We start from the raw sequence: 17859 nt of genomic DNA on the forward strand, positions 1-17859 counted from the left end.
TCGCGTTCACCGTCGAGCTGGGCAAGATCGACGCCGTCCCCTACAGCAACCTGTGGGACTGGCTGGACGGGGTGGAGGTGGTGGGCGAGCGCGAGCTCGAGTTCACCTTCTCCGAGCCGCGCCGCCAGGAATGGGCCAACTGGCTGTACAACGAGCCCGTCGTCCCCGAGCACGTGTGGTCCGAGCGCAGTGACGACGAGGTCGTCAACAGCCCCAACGAGGACCCGGTCGGCACCGGCCCCTACGCCTACGAGACGCACGGCCAGGACCGCATGGTGTGGGCCAAGCGCGACGAGTGGTGGGCCTCAGGGGAACTCGGCCTGGAGGTCCGCCCCGAGTACATCGTCGACATCGTCAACTCCACCAACGACGCCGCCCTCACCATGCTCAGCCAGGGCGAGGTCGACCTGAGCAACAACTTCCTCCCCGGCGTCGACCGCACCCTGGAGGCCTCCCCGGAGATCTCGTCCTACTACGACGAGCCGCCGTACATGCTCTCGGCCAACACCACCTGGCTGGTGCCCAACACCGAGCGCGAGCCCATGGACGACCCGGCCTTCCGGCGGGCGCTGGCGCACGCGGTCGACACCGGGGCCATCGCCGAGGGCCCCTACGGCGGCATCGTCACCCCGGCCGACCCCACCGGCCTGCTCCCGGCCTGGGAGGACTTCGTCGACCAGGACCTGGCGGAGGAGCAGGGCTTCTCCCACGACCCGGACGAGGCCCGCTCGATCCTGGAGGAGGCCGGCTACACCGAGGACGCCGACGGCATGTTCACCACGCCCGAAGGCGAGCCGATCGAGGTGGAGCTGATCGTGCCGTCCGGGTGGACGGACTGGATGGAGGCGGCCGACATCGTCGCCGAGGGGGCGGCCGAGGCCGGCATCCGGGTGTCCGTGGACTTCCCCGACGACAGCGCCCTGCAGGACGCCAGGGCCACCGGCGAGTTCGACCTGCTGTTCAACAACGAGCGGCAGATCAGCAACACCCCGTGGACCTACTACGACTACATGTTCCGCCTGCCGGTGCAGGAGCAGCAGACAACCGTCAACTTCGGCCGGTACGAGAACGAAGAGGCGTGGGAGCTGACGGAGGAGCTCGCCCGGATCGACGTCGCGGACACCGAGCGGATGCGGGAGCTGACCTCAGAGCTCCAGGAGATCCACTTCGACGAGATGCCGATCATCCCGCTCTGGTACAACGGCCTGTGGTCGCAGGTCAACGAGACCCATTGGACCAACTGGCCCTCCGACGCCTCCGGCACGCCGCACTGGTACCCCACTACGTGGCGGAACTACAACCAGCTGGGCGCCGTGCTGACGCTCACCGAGATCGAACCCGTGAGCGGCTGAGCCATGTGGCGGTATCTCGGACGGAAGACCGGTCTCTACGCGCTCACCTTCTTCGTGGCGGTGACCGTCAACTGGATGGTCCCCCGCTTCATGCCCGGCGACCCCGTGCGCACCATGCTCGGCCGGGCCTCGGTGTCCGACCCGGAGGTCCGCGCCTCCATGGAGGAGCACTACGCGCAGCTCTTCGGGCTCGACGTGCCGCTGTGGAAGCAGTACCTGGGGTTCTGGGGCGCGCTGTTCCAGGGCGACCTCGGAACCAGTGTCTGGCTGTTCCCCACACCCGTCACGGAGGTGCTCCTGGAGGCGGTCCCCTACACCCTGGCCCTGCTCCTGCCGGCGATCCTCCTGAGCTGGGTCGCGGGCAACCGCTTCGGCGCCTTCGCCGCACGCAGCCGCTGGCTGGACAACACGGCCCTGCCCCTGTCCTACCTGCTCACCGCCACGCCCTACATGTGGCTAGGGGTGCTCCTGGCGTGGGGGCTGGGCGTGGTCGCCGGGTGGTTCCCGGCCACAGGCGCCTACAGTTTCGCCCTCACGCCCGCGTTCACCTGGCAGTTCATCTCCGACGCCCTCGCGCACTGGGTGCTCCCCTTCCTGTCGCTCTTCCTCGTGGCCTTCGGCGGGTGGGCGATCGGCATGCGGAACCTGATCATCTACGAGCTCGAAGCCGACTACTCGTCCTATCTCCGGGCGCTCGGCGCACCGCGGAGGCTGGTGCGCAGGTACGCCTTCCGCAACGCGATGCTTCCGCAGATCACCGGACTGGCGCTGCAACTGGGCACGATCGTGGCCGGGGCCCTGCTCACCGAAGTCGTCTTCGCCTACCCCGGCCTGGGATCGCTCATCCTCGAGGCCCTGAACAACCGCGACTACTTCCTGCTCCAGGGCGCCTTCCTGTTCATCGTCATCGGCGTGCTGATCGCCAACCTGATCGTCGACGTGCTCTACGTCGTCGTCGACCCGCGTACCCGGACCCAGATGCAAGGGGGCGCCTGATGAGTCTCGATACAGCGGCGGTCACCGGGCAGGGCGAGGGGCCGTCGGGCCGACGGGGCCTCGACGACCTGCGGTTCGCCCTGCGCAACCCCAAACTCCTGGCCGGCGGGACGGTACTGCTCCTGCTGCTGCTGACCGCGATGGTCGGCCCCTTCTTCGTGAGCGGGGACCCCAACGCCTACGTGGGGCCGCAGTTCGCGCCCCCCTCGGGCGACCACTGGTTCGGCACGACGAGCTTCGGCCAGGACGTGTTCACCCAGTTCGTCCACGGCCTGCGCGCCACCTTCGCCGTGGGCGCGCTGGGCGGCGGGATCGCGGGGGTCCTCGGGATGCTCGTGGGCTTCGTCGGCGGCTACCGGGGCGGGCTGGTGGACGAGGTCCTCAACATGGTCACCAACATCGTCCTGGTGCTGCCCGCGATGGTGGTGCTCATCATCGCCGCCGCCTACCTGGAGGCCCGCGGGCTGATGGTGCAGGGGCTGTTCATCGGGCTGACCACCTGGCCGTGGGCGGCGCGCGCGATCCGTGCGCAGACCTTCTCCCTGGCGGGGCGGGAGTTCGTCGACCTGGCCCGGCTGAGCGGCCGCCGCTCCTGGCGCATCATCCTCCGCGAGGTCGCCCCGAACATGTACTCCTACCTGGTCATGTCGTTCATCCTGCTGTTCGGCGGAGCGGTGCTGATCGCGGCCGGCCTGGACTTCATCGGCCTGGGGCCGACCGAGGGCGTGTCGCTGGGCCTGATGATGCACCACTCGGTGACGTGGGGGTCGCTGCACCTGGGCACGTGGTGGTGGTTCATCCCTCCGGGGCTCGGCATCACCGCCGTCGTCGGGTCGCTGTACATCGCCAACGTCGGGTTGGACGAGGTCTTCAACCCGCGCCTGAGGGAGCTGTGATCCCATGACCGTGGAAGTCTCCGAACTGCGGGTGCACTACCGGACCCTGCGGGGGAGCGTGCAGGCCCTGGACGGCGCGTCGATGGAGGTCGGCGACGGCGCGATCATGGGCGTGGTCGGCGAATCCGGCTGCGGCAAGTCCACCCTGGGCAAGAGCCTGATCCGGATGGACGGCCGGATGCGCCACGTCGGGGGGTCGGTCCGCCTCGGCGGCGAGGAGCTGCCCATCGGCGACGACCGGGCGATGCAGGCCTTCCGCTACCACGAGGTCTCGCTCATCCCCCAGTACGCGATGAGCGCCCTGAACCCCACGCGGCGCATCGGCCGGATGATCGGTGAACTCCTGGAATCGCGCGGGGTCCGCTTCTCCGAGGCGAAGCGGGAGCTGACCCGGCGGCTGGAGCTGGTCGGGCTGGACGGCGACGTCCTGAAGCGCTTCCCGATCGAGCTGTCCGGCGGCATGAAGCAGCGCGTGGTGCTGGTGCTGTCCACCCTGCGCGACCCGTCGCTGCTGATCGCCGACGAGGCCACATCCGCCCTGGACGTGGCCAACCAGCGCGCAGTGGCCGAGGCGCTGGTGGGGTTCCGCGACCGCGGATTCGTCGGCGCGATGCTGTTCATCTCGCACGACCTCGCCCTGGTCGCGCAGATCGCCGACACCGTGACGGTGATGTACGCCGGGCGGTCGGCCGAGTCGGCGCCGGCGTCCGAGCTCCTCCGCCGGCCCCGGCACCCCTACACGCGGATGCTGCTCTCCGCCGTCCCCACGGTCGGCGCCACCATCGACGAGCGGCGCCAGGAGGGCATCCCCGGCAGCCCGCCCTCCCTGCTCGACCCGCCCACGGGCTGCCGCTTCAAGGACCGCTGCCCGCTGGCCTTCGACCAGTGCGAGACCCGGCCCCCGTTCGTCGAGGTCGCCCCGGGGCACCGGGTCGCCTGCTGGAAGGCCGAGTGAAAGGTTGACGCCCCGGATGCTGACACTCGAACGGGTCTCCAAGGTCTACCGCGTGGGGACCTTCGGAACCCAGCCATTGAACGCGGTGCGCGACGTCTCGCTCACGGTGCCGCCCGGCGCCGTGGTCTCCCTGATCGGGGAGAGCGGGAGCGGAAAGAGCACCATCGGGCGCATGGTCCTGCGGCTGACGTCGGTGACGTCGGGCACCATCGCCTTCGACGGCCGGAACGTGGCGGGCCTGAACGGCCACCGGGCGCGGAAGGAGTACTACCGGCACGTCCAAGGCGTCTTCCAGGACCCGTTCAGCTGTTTCAACCCGATCTTCCCGGTGGACCGCGTCTTCGAGCTGCTGCGGGGCGAGTACTTCGCCGCGACCCCTGACACGGAGTGGCGGGCGTCCATGCGCCGCAGCATCGAACGGGTCAGCCTCGACCCGGGGCAGGTCCTCGGGCGCTACCCGCACCAGCTCAGCGGAGGACAGCTGCAGCGGCTGCTGATCGCCCGCGCGCTGATGCTGGACATCCGGCTGCTGGTCGCCGACGAGATCATCAGCATGCTCGACGCCTCCACGCGCATCGACGTGCTGAACCTGCTGGGCGACCTGCGGGAGGAAGGGCTGGGGATCCTCTTCGTGACGCACGACCTGTCCTTGGGGACCTATGTCAGCGACACCACGGTCATCCTGCGCCGCGGCCGCATCGCGGAGACGGGTCCGACCGGGGAGGTCTTCGCATCGCCCCGGCATCCGTACACGCGCGGGCTGCTGGCGTCCGTCCCCCGGATGCACCGCACCTGGGCCGAGGCCGACGCCGAACTGGACGCGGAGACCGGCCCCTGCCCCGTGCACGACTCGGCCGGCTCCGAGCACCCGGCCGACCCGGTCGAGGTCGGGGCCGGCCATTTCGTCGGCTGCTTCTCGAACGACACATGCCCCGAGTGAGGTCCCGAGCGAGGATGGAGTGGCACATGGCAGTCCGTAGGGAACTGGACGAGGGATGGACCCTGCACGCCGCCTCGGACGGGACCGGGGTCCCGAACACGGGGGTTCCCGCCTCCGTTCCGGGGTGCGTGCACACGGACCTGATCGCCGCGGGCCTCCTGGAGGACCCGGCCGCCGGCGGCGCAGAGGAGGAGGGCGCCTGGATCGGGCGCACCGATTGGGCCTACACGCGCGCGCTGACCGGGGACGAGGCGGCGCTGGCGAACGCCCATGAGCGGGTGGACCTGGTGTTCGACGGGCTCGACACCGTCGCCGATGTCAGCGTCGGCGGCCGGGTGCTGGGCCGCGCGCGCAACATGCACCGCTCGTACCGGTTCGACGCCACCGGACGGGTCCGCGGCGGCGCCGGCCGTGAGCTGGCCGTCGCCTTCGCCTCCCCCTACCGCTACGCCGAGGACATGCGGGAGCGCCTGGGGCCGCGCCCCGGCGCCTATGACGAGCCGTACGCGTTCATCCGCAAGATGGCCTGCAACTTCGGTTGGGACTGGGGGCCGACGGTGGTCACCTCGGGCCTGTGGCGGCCGGTGCGGCTGCACGCCTGGAGCACCGCCCGCCTGGCCGAGGTGCGCCCGGAGGTCGCCGTCGAAGAGGAGGCCGGGGGCACCACCGGCGTGGTCCGCCTGCACGTGCGGATCGAGCGCACCGACCGGGGGCGGGACGTCCCGCTCACCCTCACCGCCCGCATCGGCGACCGTGAGGAGGCCGTGCACGTGGCGGCCGATCAGTGCGGGGCCTCGGTCGAGGTGCGCTGCCCCGATCCGCGGCCGTGGTGGCCGCGCGGGTACGGCGACCAGCCGCTGTACGGGGTCGACCTGAGGCTCACGGCCGCCCGCGGGGACCAGGAGCTGGACACCTGGCACCGGGACGTCGGCTTCCGCACCGTGGAGCTGGACACGCGCCCCGACGACGGCGGCACGCCCTTCACCCTCCGGGTCAACGGCCGCCCTGTGCTGGTGAAGGGGTTCAACTGGATCCCCGACGACTGCTTCCCCTCCCGGATCACGCCCGCGCGCTATGCCGAGCGAATCGGCCAGGCCGCCGACGCGGGGGCGAACCTGCTGCGGGTCTGGGGCGGGGGCATCTATGAGGGTGAGGACTTCTACCGGGCGTGCGATGAGCAGGGCGTGCTCGTCTGGCAGGACTTCCTGTTCGCCTGCGCGGCCTACCCCGAGGAGGAGCCCATCGCCTCTGAGGTGGAGATGGAGGCCCGGGAGGCGGTCGTCCGCCTGGCGCACCACCCCTCGCTCGCCCTGTGGTGCGGCAACAACGAGAACCTGTGGGGCCGCGTGGACTGGGGCTGGGAGGAGGAGCTGGGGGACCGGACCTGGGGAGAGGGCTACTACCGCGGAGTGCTGCCGCGCGTGGTGGCCGAGCTCGACCCGACCCGGCCCTACATCCCGGGCAGCCCGTACGCCCCCGAGGGGCGCCACCCCAATGACCCTTCGCACGGGCCGATGCACATCTGGGACGTGTGGAACGAGCGCGACTACACCGCCTACCGGGAGTACCGGCCCCGGTTCGTCTCCGAGTTCGGATTCCAGGCCCCGCCCACCCATGCGACCCTGCGCGCGGCGGTCCCCGCCGGCCCTCTGGGCCCGGAGGCGCCCGGGGTGCTCCGCCACCAGAAGGCCGAGGACGGCGCGGGGAAGCTCGCGCGCGGTCTCGCACCGCACTTCGGCTCCCCCGCCTCCGACGAGGACTGGCTCTTCCTCACCCAGGTCAACCAGGCGCGTGCGATGGCCGTGGGGGTCGGGCACTTCCGGGCGCAGTGGCCGCACTGCGCGGGGGCCGTGGTCTGGCAGCTCAACGACTGCTGGCCGGCGCTGTCGTGGTCCGCCGTGGACGGGCCGGGGCGGCGCAAGCCCGTGTGGTTCGCGCTGCGCCGCGCGTTCGCCGAGCGCGTCGCCGTCCTGGTGCCGGGCGGCGGGGACGGGCTGGCCGCGGTGCTCGGCAACGACACCGACCGCGCGTGGACGGCGCCGGTCCGCCTGGCCCGCCGCTCGCTGTCGGGCGCGGTCCTGGCCGAGGCCGAGGTGCACGCCTCGGTGGAGGCGCGCGGCACCGCCCGCCTGCCGCTCCCGGCGGAGGTCGCGGTGGCGGGGGACCCCGCGCGGGAGTGCGTCACCGCCGAGGCGGCGGGCGCCGAGCGCGCCTGGTGGTTCTTCGCCGAAGACGCCGACACCGACCTCCCCGAGCCGGTGTACGAGGTGAAGACGGAGACGGTCACGGAGGAGGTCACCGGGCGCGGCGCCGAAGAGGGCTCTGAAGAGGGCCCCGTGCTCCGGGTGACCGTGACCGCCGGGTCGCTCCTGCGCGAAGTGTGCCTGTTCCCCGACCGGCTGGCCCCTTCGGGCCAGGTCGACGGCGGGCTGGTCACACTGCTCCCGGGGGAGTCGCACACCTTCACGGTCGGTGGCGTCCCTGAGCAGGACGCGGCGGCCCTGGGCGCCCCGCCGGTGCTGCGCTGCGTCAACGAGGCCGTCCGCCGGCGGTGACCCGGCGGGCCCGGCCGGGCGCCGTCCGGCCGGGCCCGAAGGTCGGCAAGCTCCTGGGACGGCTCGCCCTGATGGCCTGTCCCGCCCGCCGGGGGCCGTCCTAGGATCTCCGGGGGACCCGTCGCCGCCGGTCAGGAGCCGCCATGGAGGAGACCGCCGCACAGGTCGAGGAGGCCGTCGGGATCGCCGTCGTCGGCGCCGGGCTGATGGGCGCCGCCACGGCCCGCGCCCTCGCCCGGCGCGGGCACGGGGTCGCCCTCTTCGAGCGCCACGGCCCCGGGCACGGCCTCGGCAGCTCGCACGGCAGCGCCCGCATCGTGCGTCGCGCCTATGCCGACGCCCGGCATGTCCGCCTCACCGGCCGGGCCATGGAGCTCTGGCGTGCGACCGAGGAGGAGTCCGGCCGGGCGCTGCTCAGGATGACGGGCGGGGTCGACCACGGGGGCGCCGACGTCGGCGCGATCACTTCCGCCCTGGACGGCGAAGGGGTCCCCTACGAGGCCCTCACCCCCGCGGAGGCCGAGCGGCGCTGGCCGGGCGCGCGCTTCGAGGGCAGGGTGCTCTTCCACCCTGAGGCGGGGACCGTCGACCCCGAAGGCGCGGTCTGGGCGTTCATCGAGCTCGCCCGGCGCGACGGATGCGCCTTCCACCCCCGCACGGCCGTCCTGGGGATCTCCCGGCGAGGAGACCACGCCGTCCTCACCACGAGCGCGGGCACGGTGCGCGCCGACCGGGTCGTCGTGGCGGCGGGGGCCTGGGCGTCCGATCTCCTGGAGGGGCCGGATCCGGTCGTGCCGCTCCCCCGGTTGACCGTGACGCAGCAGCAGGTCTTCCACTTCCCCCGCCACGCGCTGGCGGGCGACGCCCCGACGATCATCCACCACCGCGACCCGCTGACCTACAGCCTCTCGGGCGGACGCGACGGCGGCCCCGGCGACGGCCGCAAGATCGCGGAATTCCTCGACCCCCTCGGCCCTCCCGTCACTCCGGACATCCGGAGCGGGGTGGTCGATCCCCGCGCGCGCGAGCGCGTCACCGCCTACGTGCGCGAGTGGCTTCCCGGTCTGGCTCCTGAACCGTTCAACGAGGCCACGTGCCTGTACACGTCGACCCCGGACGAGGAGTTCGTCCTCGACCGGTCGGGGCCGGTCGTCGTCTGCTCCCCCTGCTCCGGCCACGGGGCGAAGTACGCACCGCTCATCGGCGAGCTGACGGCCGACCTCGCCGAAGGCGGGGATCCCGGCGACCCCTCCTTCGCACTGGACGCCCCGCGCGGGTGACCCCGGGCGCGCTCCGGGCGCCGCGGCTACGCTGCCTCCATGGCCCCCACCGATCCCCCGCCGAGCGCCGCGGCGCGCGCGCCCGGCCTCTCCGGGCCGGGAACCGCCGCGCTCATCGCCACGACCCTGCTGGCGGGCGTGGGCGTCCTCTGGACGCTCTTCACCGCGCTCCTCGTCAGCGAACCGCCCGAGTGCTTCCTGGCCTTGACCGATATGGGCCGCGCCCAGTGCGAGCAGGCCCGGGAGCAGGGCGACCACAGCATGGTCCCCTCCTACGCGCTCGCGGCGACGGCCGTGGCCGTGGCGGGCNTGGCCCGGCGGCGGCCGTGGGTGCCCTGGGCCGCCCTGGCCGTCGTGCCCGCGGGCACGCTGCTCGGGCTGATCGTGTTCACACCCGACCCCTGAGCCCGGCGCGGCGGTTCAGCACCGCTCAGCTCAGCGACTGCTCGTGTCCGCCGTGGTGCAGCGGACGCCTCGGCTCCCGCGTCTCGTCGCCCGGGACGGGTGCCTCGTCGGCGTCGGAGCGTCCGGCCCGGTAGGCGTCCCGCTCCGTGTCCGCCTCCGGCACCGGTGGCCCGGCGGGTGTCCAGGCCGCGGTGAGGCCGTAGACGACCAGCACGTCCACGGCGATCACCAGCACCGCCCAGACCGGGTAGGGCTCGACGAACGCGAGCTGGGCGACCGCGTTCAGGCCGGCGGCCAGGACGCCGACGGCCCGCGCCCACATCCGGCCACTCAGCGCGGCGGCCCCGGCCGCCATGAGCACCGCGCCCCACACCGCCAGCACGAGGCCCCACGCGGCGTAGTCGAACAGCAGGGTCCCGCCCTGCTCCACGCGGTAGAAGTCCGAGGCGAAGGACGCCACCATCCCCTGCACGAAATTGATCGCCCCGCCGAAGACCAGCATCGACGCGGCGAAGACGCGCCAGCCGTCCGTGCGCTTCCGGCTCATGCGCTTCCCCCGTTCCGGGGCCGCGGCCCCGTACCGCCGGCCCCCTCAGGCCACCGTGCACGAACGGCGGCGCGCCGTTCCACGCCCGGTCCGCCACCTGCGGGCAAATTCTCAGCCATCCCCGCGCTTCGTGGGCCGGGCGCGCACATGCATGCGCTCCCCCTGGCGCCCGAACAGGCTGAGGATCTCCACCGGCCCCTCGCCCGTGGTGCCGAACCAGTGCGGCAGGCGCGTGTCGAACTCGGCGGCCTCGCCCGGGCCCAGCACCAGGTCGTGGTCGGCCAGGACCAGGCGCAGCCGGCCCGCCATGACGTAGAACCACTCGTAGCCCTCGTGGGTCTGCGGGTCGGGGGTGTCCCGGTCGGCGGGGATGATCATCTTGTACGCCTGGATGGAGCCGGGCTGGCGGGTCAGCGGCACCACGGTCGCGCCGTACCGCTGCACCGGCTTCATCCGGATCCGGGGGTCGCCCACCTCCGGCGCCCCCACCAGCTCGTCCAGCGGCACCTGGTGCGCCTGGGAGATCGGCAGCAGCAGCTCCAGGCTGGGCCTGCGCTGCCCCGACTCCAGGCGCGAGAGGGTGCTCTTGGAGATGCCGGTCGCCGCGGCCAGCTCCGCCAGCGTCACGCCGCGCCCGGTGCGCAGCCGCTTCAGCCTCGGGCCGACCTCGTCGAGCGCCTCGTTCAGTGCCGCGTCGTCGCGTGCCCGCTCATCACCGCCCATACCCGCCATTGCAGCACCCCGTCCCGGAAACAGCAACAATGATTGCCGTTTTCATTTCCTACGGCGCATGGTGTCCACGGAGGTGGTCACGATGACCGAGATCAAGGACGCCGCCGTCGTCGGCGGCGGCGCGGCGGGGCTCAGCGCGGCGCTGGTCCTGGCGCGGGCGCTGCGCTCGGTGGCGGTGGTCGACGCGGGCGAGCCGCGCAACGCCCCGGCCGCGCACATGCACAACTACCTGGGGCGGGAGGGGATTCCACCCCAGGAGTTCCTGGCGATCGGCCGTAAGGAGGCCGAGGGGTACGGCGCCGAGGTCATCGATGCGCGCGCCGTGCGGGCCGAGCGCGCGGGGGACGGATTCCGGGTGCTCCTCGACGGCGGCGGAGCCGTGGAGGCACGGCGCCTCGTCATCGCCACCGGGCTCCGGGACGAGCTTCCGGAGCTGCCCGGGCTCCGCGAGGGCTGGGGCCGGTACGTGCTGCACTGCCCCTACTGCCACGGCTATGAGGTGCGCGACCGGCCGATCGGCGTGCTCGGCACGGGGCCGTACGCCACGATGCAGGCGCTCATGCTGAAGAAGTGGTCCTCCGACCTCGTCTACTTCACGCACGGGCAGGAGCTCGGCGCCGACGACCGCCTCCGCCTGGAGGCGCGCGGGGTCCGCCTCGTCGAGGGCAGGGTCCGCGGGCTCAAGGCCGTCGACGGCGAGCTCCAAGAGGTGGAGCTGGACGACGGAACCGCCGTTCCGCGCACCGCCGTGTTCGCCCCGCCGACGATGGTCCCCTCTGGGACGCTGCTGGACGACCTGGGATGCGCGCGCGATGAGGACGGAAGCGCCGCGACCGACCCCATGGGCCGGACGAGCGTCCCCGGCGTCTGGGCGGCGGGCGTCGTCGCCGACCCGATGGCACAGGTGATCGTCGCCGCGTCCATGGGCAGCCGCGCCGCCTTCGCCATCGACCACGACCTGATCAACGCGGAGATCGACCAGGCCGTCGCCGCGCACGGCGACCGCTGACCGGCCGGACTCCGCAGGACCGGAAACCGAAGGATTCGAGGGAGCCACCATGCAGGACACGCACGAACAGGGGCACGGCAATGGCCACGGGCACGGACACGGCCACGGGCACGGACACCCCGAGCACACCGACCCCGCCTTCTGGGAGGCCATGGCGGACCGCCTGGAGACCGAGGCCGAACTGCGCACCCCGCTCTACGGGCAGGCGGTCGACTGGCTCCACTCGGTCCTGGGCGAGGACCGGGCCTCCGCGCCGTCGGCGCGCATCGTCGACGTCGGAAGCGGCCCGGGGGTCGTCGCCTCCCTGTTCGCCGAGCGCTTCCCCCGCGCCGAGGTCGTCGCCGCGGACCAGGCCTCCGGGCTCCTGGAGCGGGTGGACGCGCGCGCGGCGCGCCTGGGCCTGGAGCACCGCCTGTCCACTCTGGCGGTGGACCTGCCCGACGACTTCGGCAAGCTGGGCACCGCCGACCTGATCTGGAGCAGCAACGCGGTCCACCACTTCGGCGACCAGCAGCAGGCGCTGGACACGCTCGCCGCGCACCTGGCGCCCGGCGGCGTGCTGGCGGTGGCCGAGCGGGGCCTGCCCGAGCGCTTCCTCCCCCGCGACATCGGCATCGGCCGCCCGGGGCTGCAGGCGCGGCTCGACGCCGCGCTGGAGGAGTCCTTCGGCCGGATGCGCGAAGGGCTCCCCGGCTCGGTGCGGACCGTGGAGGACTGGCCGGCGATGCTCGCGCGCGCGGGCCTCGTGCCGTCGGGGTCGCGCACGTTCCTCCTCGACCTGCCGGCGCCGCTCGGCCCGGTCGAGCGCGGCTACATCCGCGACCAGTTCGCCCGGGTGCGCGAGCAGGCCGGGGACGTGCTGGACGCCGACGACACCGCGGCCCTGGACGTCCTGCTCGACGACGCCTCTGAGGAGGGGATCCGTTGGCGGCCCGACGCGTTCCTGCTGTCGGCCACCACGGTCCACACCGCACGCGCGTACGCCGGGTAGCCGCTCGGGGGCCGCGGAGGGGCGGGGGGATCGCAGAGGGCCGCACGATCCACCCGCCCCCTCTCTTGAGTTCAAGTTAGCTTGAACTTCTACGATCGGCACGACCGCCCCGGAACCCCGCGGCGGGACCGCGACGCCGACCGTCGAGAGGATCCGCGATGACGCCCGACTCCCGCCGCCCGGGATGGCGCGCCTGGCTCGGCCTGGCCGTGCTGACGCTCCCGCTGCTGATGGCGGCCACCGACATGACCGTCCTGTTCATGGCGCTCCCGCGGATCGCCGCCGACCTGGCGCCGGGCAGCACGCAGATGCTCTGGATCCTCCACGTGGGGGACTTCCTGGCCGTCGGCCTGGCGCTGACCATGGGGCGCCTGGTCTCCCGGGCCGGCGCCCGCCGCCTGCTGCTCGCCGGGGTCTCGGTCTACGGACTGGCCTCGCTGGCCGCCGCGTACGCGCCCGGCCCCGAGGCGCTGATCGCCCTGCGCGCGGTCCTGGGCATGGCCGCCGCGACCTTCATGCCCGCCGTCATCGCGATGCTGCGCGCCGTGTTCCCCGACCCGCGCCGGTTCTCGGTGGCGATCGCGGTGATCATGAGCGCCTTCTCGGCCGGGATGGCGATCGGGCCGCCGCTGGCCGGCGCCGTGCTGGAGCACTTCTGGTGGGGTGCGGTCTTCCTGGCCAACGTCCCCGCCGCCGTGGTCCTGCTGCTGAGCGCCCCGCTGCTGCCGGCCCTGCGCGGGGAGGCGGCCGGGCGCGTGGACATGGTGAGCGCCCTGCTGTCCATGGGCGCCATCGTCGCCGTGATCTTCGGCCTGCAGGAGATCGCCGACGCGCAGGCCACCGGCTCGGGCGGGGCGGTGTGGCCCTACGCGGCGTCGGTGGCCGCGGGCGTCGCGCTGGGCGCGGTGTTCGTCCGCCGCCAACTGCGCGTCGCGGACCCGCTGGTGGACCTGCGGCTGTTCACCTTCCCGGCCTTCTCGGTGTCGATGGGCGCGATGCTGCTGATGCTGATGGCCTACGGCGGCTCCGACATGCTCTTCACCCAGCACCTGCAGGCGGTCCTGGGGCTCCCGCCCGGGCGGGCGGGGCTGCTGATGATCGCGCCCGCCGCCGCCTCGATCGCCGGCGGCCTGGCGGCGCCGGTCCTGATCCGGTGGGTGCGCCCCGCCTTCGTGATGGCGGGCGGACTGGCGGTGGCCGCGGCCGGCGCGGGCGGCATCGCGCTGCTCGCCGGACAGGCCGGAGCGCCGGTGCTGGTCGGCCTGGTCACGCTGATCGCCCTGGCCCTGGGCCCGCTCTTCCCGCTCTCGACCAACCTGGCGGTGGGCACCGCCCCGCCCCGGCAGGCGGGGTCCGCGGCGGCCGTGGGGGACGTCGCCGGGGGCTTCGGCCAGGCGATGAGCCTGGCGGTCCTGGGCACGATCTCCGCGGTCGTCTACCGCCGCTCGCTGGACGCCTCGACCCCCGGGGGCGTTCCGGAGGACACCCTCGACTCGGCCGGGGAGAGCATCGGCGGCGCCGTCACCGCCGCCGGGGAGCTGGGCGGAGGGACCGGCCGCGCGCTGCTGGAGGCCTCCCAGGCCGCGTTCACCACGAGCCTGCAGGCCGGATACGGCTTCGGTGCGGTGGTCATGGCGGCGACCGCCCTCCTGGTCGCCTGGAAGCTCCGGCACGTCCTGCTCGACGACGGCTCCGGCGAGGAGGCCGTCTCAGGAAAGGGCTCCGGAGAGGACGGAGCCGGAAAGGAGGCGGCCGCGGTCGGCGGAGGCGCCGGGGGGTGAGCGGCGCGGGCCGTCCGGTGGCAGTGCCCGGCGGCGGTGTCCCGCGGCGGTGTCCGGTTCCGCCCGGTACCACCTGGACTCGTCGAAGGTCGAGTTCCTAGAGGACTGACGGGCCACCCGGACGGTCAGGCGGGGGCGCCCTGCGCGGGCGCCCCCGCGCGCGCTCCACCGGTGAGCAGCGCCGCCAGCTCGCCGACGCCGGGGTCGCCCACCGCACGGTCCAGGGCCTGGCGCAGGGCCTCGTCATAGGTCGGAGCGGCCTCCGCGTGGCGGGCACGCCCCTCGTCGGTGATGACGGAGTAGACGCCCCTGCGGTCCCCGTCGCACATGTCCCGGCGGGTCAGCCCGGCGGACTCCATGCGCCCGACGAGACGGCTGATCGAGCTCTGGTTCAGGCCGATGCGTTCGGCGAGCTCCTGCATGCGCAGCTCCCCGTCGTCGGCCGAGGCGAGTTTGCAGAGCGCACGGAACTCCGACAGCCCGATCCCGTGTCCGCGCTGCAGCGCGCGCGCCAGCTCGTGCTCGACCCTTCCGCTGAGCGCGACGACCTGGTCCCACATCAGTACGGCGTCCATCGGCCCCTCCTTGCTTGACACCAGAGTACATGCAGTGCCAACTTATGCATGTACAAGCAATTCATGTACATGCATATTCGACAGGAGACCCCGATGCCCGCCGACACGACCACCGGCGCACCCGCCGGCACCGCCGTCCACGGGATCCGCAAAGTGAGCACCGACCCCGACTGGTACGCCCCCTACCGCATCTCCCAGGCGGTGCGCGCCGGAGGGTTCGTCCACGTCTCCGGCCAGGCCGGGATCGACGAACAGGGCCGCACCGTGCCCGGCGGCTTCCTGGAACAGGGCCGCCAGGCCTTCGCCAACCTCCGCCGCGTCCTGGCCGCCGCAGGCGCCGACCCGGGCGACGTGGTCAAGGTCGGCATCTTCGTCCGCGACATGCGGGCACACCTGGACGACGTGATCCGCCTCCGCGGGGAGTTCCTGTCCGAGCCCTACCCCGCCGACACCCTGCTGGAGGTCTCCTCGCTCGCTCAGCCCGACTGGCTGATCGAGGTCGAGGCCACCGCCCTCGACCGCTGACCCGGCCCCGCCCACCGGAAAGGAACCCCGCCGATGCCCGCCCTCACCACCACGAGCCCGCTGCTCCGCCCCTATGAGAAGGGGGCGCTCCGCCTGCCCAACAGAATCGCCATGGCACCGATGACCCGTGGGCGCACCGACGACCGCACCGGCACGCCCGACGCGCTCACCGCCGCCTACTACGCCCAGCGGGCGGGCGCGGGCCTCATCGTCAGCGAAGGCCTCTGGGTGGACGCGGCAGCCAAGGGCGGCCCGGGCATCCCCGGCATCGCGACCGAGGAGCAGACCGCCGCCTGGCGCGGCGTCACCTCCGCCGTCCATGCCGCCGGGGGCCGCATCTTCGCCCAGCTCTGGCATGTGGGCCGGATGACGCACCCGGTCACCCTCGGCGGCTCCCGGACGCCGCTCGCCCCCTCCGCCGTGCGGATCACGGCCGGGGACATCTTCACGTCCCAAGGGCACCTGCCCCACGTGACGCCCAGGGCGATGACGACCGGCGAGGCCGAGGAGGCGGTCGCGCGCTTCGCGGCCGCCGCGCGCAACGCCGTCGACGCCGGATTCGACGGCGTAGAGGTCCACGGCGCCAACGGCTACCTGATCCAGCAGTTCCTGGCCGAGAACACCAACCGGCGCGACGACCGCTACGGGGGCTCGGTCGCGGGCCGGACGCGCTTCGCCCGCGAGGTCGTCGGGGCGGTCGCCCGGGAGGTCGGGGCCGAGCGGGTCGGGCTGCGCATCTCCCCCGGCAACCCGGAGAACGAGATCGCGGAGGAGGACCCTGCGGCCACCTACCGTTCGCTCCTCGAAGCGCTGGACCCGATGGGCCTCGCCTACCTCCACGTGATCGAGCGCGGCTCCTACCCCGCCCTGGCCGACCTGCGCCCCCGGTGGTCGGGCACGCTGGTCGCCAACTACAACGGGAGCGCCCCCACGCGGCGCGACCAGGCGGAGCCGCTGCTGGAGTCGGGGACGGCGGACCTGTTCTCCTTCGGGCGGCTGTTCATCGCCAACCCCGACCTCCCTGAGCGGTTCGCCTCCGGAGCACCCCTGGCCGAGCCGAAGTGGGACCTGGTCTACGGCGGCGGGGCCGAGGGGTACATCGACTACCCACGGGCGTAGGACGCCGGTTCACCGCGCGTCCACCCGATCGGCGGCGGACGTTCGGACGCGCGGTGCAGGATCGCCCCGGAGAGGCCACCGGGGAGGGAACATGCGGGTGTCGGCCGCGGTCTTGGACCGCGGGGCCGTGCGGGTCGAGGAACTGCTCCTTCCGGAGCGCGCGCCCGGCGAGATCGACGTGCACATCGAGGCCGCCGCGGTGTGCGGCTCGGACCTGCACACCGTGCTCGGGAGGCGCCCGGCGCCCGAGCGCACGGTGCTCGGGCACGAGGGCGCGGGCACCGTCGCCGCCGCCGACCCGGGGACCCGCGACCTGCGGGGCACCCCGCTGCGCCCCGGCGACCGGGTGGTGTTCGCACGGTTCGGCGCCTGCGGCACATGCGACCGGTGCACGCGCGGGCTGGAGGCGGCGTGCCGCTCGGTGCTCACCTACGGGCACGAGGGCGCCGACCGGGCCCCGCACGCCACCGGGACGCTCGCCGACGGGGTGCGGCTGCTGCCGGGCGTGCCGGTGCTGCGGGTGCCGGGCTGGGCGGGCGATGCGCACGTGGTCTCGGCGGGGTGCGCGGCGGCCACCGCTGCCGCCGTGCTCTCCGCCGGCGGCGCCGCCGAGCCGGGCGACCCCGCGCTGGTGCTGGGCGCCGGGACGGTCGGCGCCTACTGCGCGGCGATGCTGCGCTCGGAAGGGCGCACGGTCTACGTGCACGACCCGGCGCCGCGGCGGAGCGCCGCGGTGCGGCGGCTGGGGGCGCGGACCGACGTCCCGGACGGGCTGGCCTTCCCCCTGGTGGTGGAGGCGTCGGGGAGCCCCGAGGCCTTCGCGGCCGCGCTCGGCGCGGCGGAGGCCGGGGGCCGCGTGGTGGCGGCGGGCGCGGTCGGCCCGGGCACGGCCGAGGTGCGCCTCGACCCGGCGGACCTGGCGGCCCGGCACCTGACGGTGGCCGGGGTGCACGGCTACGCGGCCGCGGACTTCCTGCGGGGCGTGGACTGGCTGCTGGGCCCCGGCCAGTTCCTCGACCTGGAGGCGCTGGTGTCCCCTCCGGTCCCGCTGCCGCCGCCGGGCAAGGACCTGGACGAGGCCTTCGGGCTCATGCACGCCGGGGAGCACCTACGGGTCCTGGTGGCGCCTCCGGCCGCCTGAACCGGCGCACTCGATGACCGAACCGTCCCGGGGCCGCGTGGGAATGCGCCCTACGGGGAT

General features: G+C 73.6%; 16 protein-coding genes. 13 read left to right on the forward strand and 3 right to left on the reverse strand.

The features are described from left to right. The 7 genes from D450_RS0122490 to D450_RS0122520 form a co-directional block, all read left to right on the forward strand. A partial coding sequence (locus D450_RS0122490) for an ABC transporter substrate-binding protein (protein WP_017540889.1) occupies positions 1-1352 on the forward strand: 1352 nt, incomplete at its 5' end. A 3-nt stretch (positions 1353-1355) separates the two neighbouring features. Then, complete coding sequence (locus tag D450_RS0122495) at positions 1356-2348, forward strand: ABC transporter permease (RefSeq protein WP_017540890.1); 993 nt, start codon at positions 1356-1358, stop codon at positions 2346-2348. Further along, positions 2348-3244, forward strand: coding sequence for an ABC transporter permease (locus tag D450_RS0122500; RefSeq protein WP_017540891.1), 897 nt, complete (start codon positions 2348-2350; stop codon positions 3242-3244). The genes D450_RS0122495 and D450_RS0122500 overlap by 1 nt, the downstream gene beginning before the upstream one ends. Positions 3245-3248: 4 nt before the next feature. Continuing rightward, the gene (locus D450_RS0122505) at positions 3249-4199 is read left to right on the forward strand and encodes an ABC transporter ATP-binding protein (protein ID WP_017540892.1); all 951 of its coding nucleotides are present in this window, start codon (positions 3249-3251) and stop codon (positions 4197-4199) included. Between the two features lie 16 nt (positions 4200-4215). After that, positions 4216-5139, forward strand: a complete 924-nt coding sequence (locus D450_RS0122510; RefSeq protein WP_017540893.1) for an ABC transporter ATP-binding protein — start codon at positions 4216-4218, stop codon at positions 5137-5139. 26 nt (positions 5140-5165) lie between these two features. Continuing rightward, on the forward strand, positions 5166-7694 hold the full coding sequence (locus tag D450_RS0122515) for a glycoside hydrolase family 2 protein (RefSeq protein WP_017540894.1): 2529 nt from the start codon (positions 5166-5168) through the stop codon (positions 7692-7694). Positions 7695-7837: 143 nt separating this feature from the next. Further along, positions 7838-8974: an FAD-dependent oxidoreductase gene (locus D450_RS0122520; protein WP_017540895.1), complete on the forward strand. Its 1137-nt coding sequence runs from the start codon at positions 7838-7840 to the stop codon at positions 8972-8974. A 430-nt stretch (positions 8975-9404) separates the two neighbouring features. Here D450_RS0122520 and D450_RS0122530 read toward each other — a convergent pair whose 3' ends face one another. Together D450_RS0122530 and D450_RS0122535 are read right to left on the reverse strand one after the other, a co-directional pair. Next, positions 9405-9926, reverse strand: coding sequence for a DUF7144 family membrane protein (locus D450_RS0122530; RefSeq protein ID WP_017540897.1), 522 nt, complete (start codon positions 9924-9926; stop codon positions 9405-9407). A gap of 111 nt (positions 9927-10037) precedes the next feature. Then, complete coding sequence (locus D450_RS0122535) at positions 10038-10649, reverse strand: helix-turn-helix domain-containing protein (RefSeq protein WP_017540898.1); 612 nt, start codon at positions 10647-10649, stop codon at positions 10038-10040. A 67-nt stretch (positions 10650-10716) separates the two neighbouring features. On the opposite strand from D450_RS0122535, the gene D450_RS0122540 reads away from it, so the two are divergent. From D450_RS0122540 to D450_RS0122550, 3 genes are all read left to right on the forward strand, one after another. After that, a complete protein-coding gene (locus tag D450_RS0122540) occupies positions 10717-11667 on the forward strand; it encodes an NAD(P)/FAD-dependent oxidoreductase (RefSeq protein WP_017540899.1) in 951 nt (316 codons plus the stop codon). A gap of 49 nt (positions 11668-11716) precedes the next feature. After that, the gene (locus tag D450_RS0122545) at positions 11717-12658 is read left to right on the forward strand and encodes a class I SAM-dependent methyltransferase (protein ID WP_017540900.1); all 942 of its coding nucleotides are present in this window, start codon (positions 11717-11719) and stop codon (positions 12656-12658) included. 158 nt (positions 12659-12816) lie between these two features. Beyond that, positions 12817-14439, forward strand: coding sequence for an MFS transporter (locus D450_RS0122550; protein WP_017540901.1), 1623 nt, complete (start codon positions 12817-12819; stop codon positions 14437-14439). A gap of 125 nt (positions 14440-14564) precedes the next feature. Here the strand turns inward: D450_RS0122550 and D450_RS0122555 are convergent, their stop codons facing one another. Continuing rightward, positions 14565-15014, reverse strand: coding sequence for a MarR family winged helix-turn-helix transcriptional regulator (locus D450_RS0122555; RefSeq protein ID WP_017540902.1), 450 nt, complete (start codon positions 15012-15014; stop codon positions 14565-14567). A gap of 48 nt (positions 15015-15062) precedes the next feature. Here D450_RS0122555 and D450_RS0122560 point away from each other — a divergent pair, with 48 nt between their 5' ends. The 3 genes from D450_RS0122560 (at position 15063) to D450_RS0122570 (ending at position 17799) form a co-directional block, all read left to right on the forward strand. Next, positions 15063-15539, forward strand: a complete 477-nt coding sequence (locus D450_RS0122560; protein WP_241483245.1) for a RidA family protein — start codon at positions 15063-15065, stop codon at positions 15537-15539. 33 nt (positions 15540-15572) lie between these two features. Further along, complete coding sequence (locus tag D450_RS0122565) at positions 15573-16658, forward strand: alkene reductase (protein ID WP_017540904.1); 1086 nt, start codon at positions 15573-15575, stop codon at positions 16656-16658. Between the two features lie 91 nt (positions 16659-16749). Then, a complete protein-coding gene (locus D450_RS0122570; protein ID WP_017540905.1) occupies positions 16750-17799 on the forward strand; it encodes an alcohol dehydrogenase catalytic domain-containing protein in 1050 nt (349 codons plus the stop codon). The last annotated feature ends 60 nt before the right edge of the window (positions 17800-17859 follow it).

The organism is Nocardiopsis halophila DSM 44494, from assembly GCF_000341245.1.
GTDB lineage: Bacteria > Actinomycetota > Actinomycetes > Streptosporangiales > Streptosporangiaceae > Nocardiopsis_A > Nocardiopsis_A halophila.

Bases quoted from the DNA above. Each gene is read 5' to 3' on its own strand.
- D450_RS0122560 (WP_241483245.1), top strand. From the start codon at position 15,063: ATGTACAAGCAATTCATGTACATGCATATTCGACAGGAGACCCCGATG.
- D450_RS0122500 (WP_017540891.1), top strand. From the start codon at position 2,348: ATGAGTCTCGATACAGCGGCGGTCACCGGGCAGGGCGAGGGGCCGTCG.
- D450_RS0122545 (WP_017540900.1), top strand. From the start codon at position 11,717: ATGCAGGACACGCACGAACAGGGGCACGGCAATGGCCACGGGCACGGA.
- D450_RS0122550 (WP_017540901.1), top strand. From the start codon at position 12,817: ATGACGCCCGACTCCCGCCGCCCGGGATGGCGCGCCTGGCTCGGCCTG.
- D450_RS0122495 (WP_017540890.1), top strand. From the start codon at position 1,356: ATGTGGCGGTATCTCGGACGGAAGACCGGTCTCTACGCGCTCACCTTC.
- D450_RS0122510 (WP_017540893.1), top strand. From the start codon at position 4,216: ATGCTGACACTCGAACGGGTCTCCAAGGTCTACCGCGTGGGGACCTTC.
- D450_RS0122520 (WP_017540895.1), top strand. From the start codon at position 7,838: ATGGAGGAGACCGCCGCACAGGTCGAGGAGGCCGTCGGGATCGCCGTC.
- D450_RS0122565 (WP_017540904.1), top strand. From the start codon at position 15,573: ATGCCCGCCCTCACCACCACGAGCCCGCTGCTCCGCCCCTATGAGAAG.
- D450_RS0122555 (WP_017540902.1), bottom strand. From the start codon at position 15,014: ATGGACGCCGTACTGATGTGGGACCAGGTCGTCGCGCTCAGCGGAAGG.
- D450_RS0122530 (WP_017540897.1), bottom strand. From the start codon at position 9,926: ATGAGCCGGAAGCGCACGGACGGCTGGCGCGTCTTCGCCGCGTCGATG.
- D450_RS0122505 (WP_017540892.1), top strand. From the start codon at position 3,249: ATGACCGTGGAAGTCTCCGAACTGCGGGTGCACTACCGGACCCTGCGG.
- D450_RS0122535 (WP_017540898.1), bottom strand. From the start codon at position 10,649: ATGGGCGGTGATGAGCGGGCACGCGACGACGCGGCACTGAACGAGGCG.
- D450_RS0122540 (WP_017540899.1), top strand. From the start codon at position 10,717: ATGGTGTCCACGGAGGTGGTCACGATGACCGAGATCAAGGACGCCGCC.
- D450_RS0122515 (WP_017540894.1), top strand. From the start codon at position 5,166: ATGGCAGTCCGTAGGGAACTGGACGAGGGATGGACCCTGCACGCCGCC.
- D450_RS0122570 (WP_017540905.1), top strand. From the start codon at position 16,750: ATGCGGGTGTCGGCCGCGGTCTTGGACCGCGGGGCCGTGCGGGTCGAG.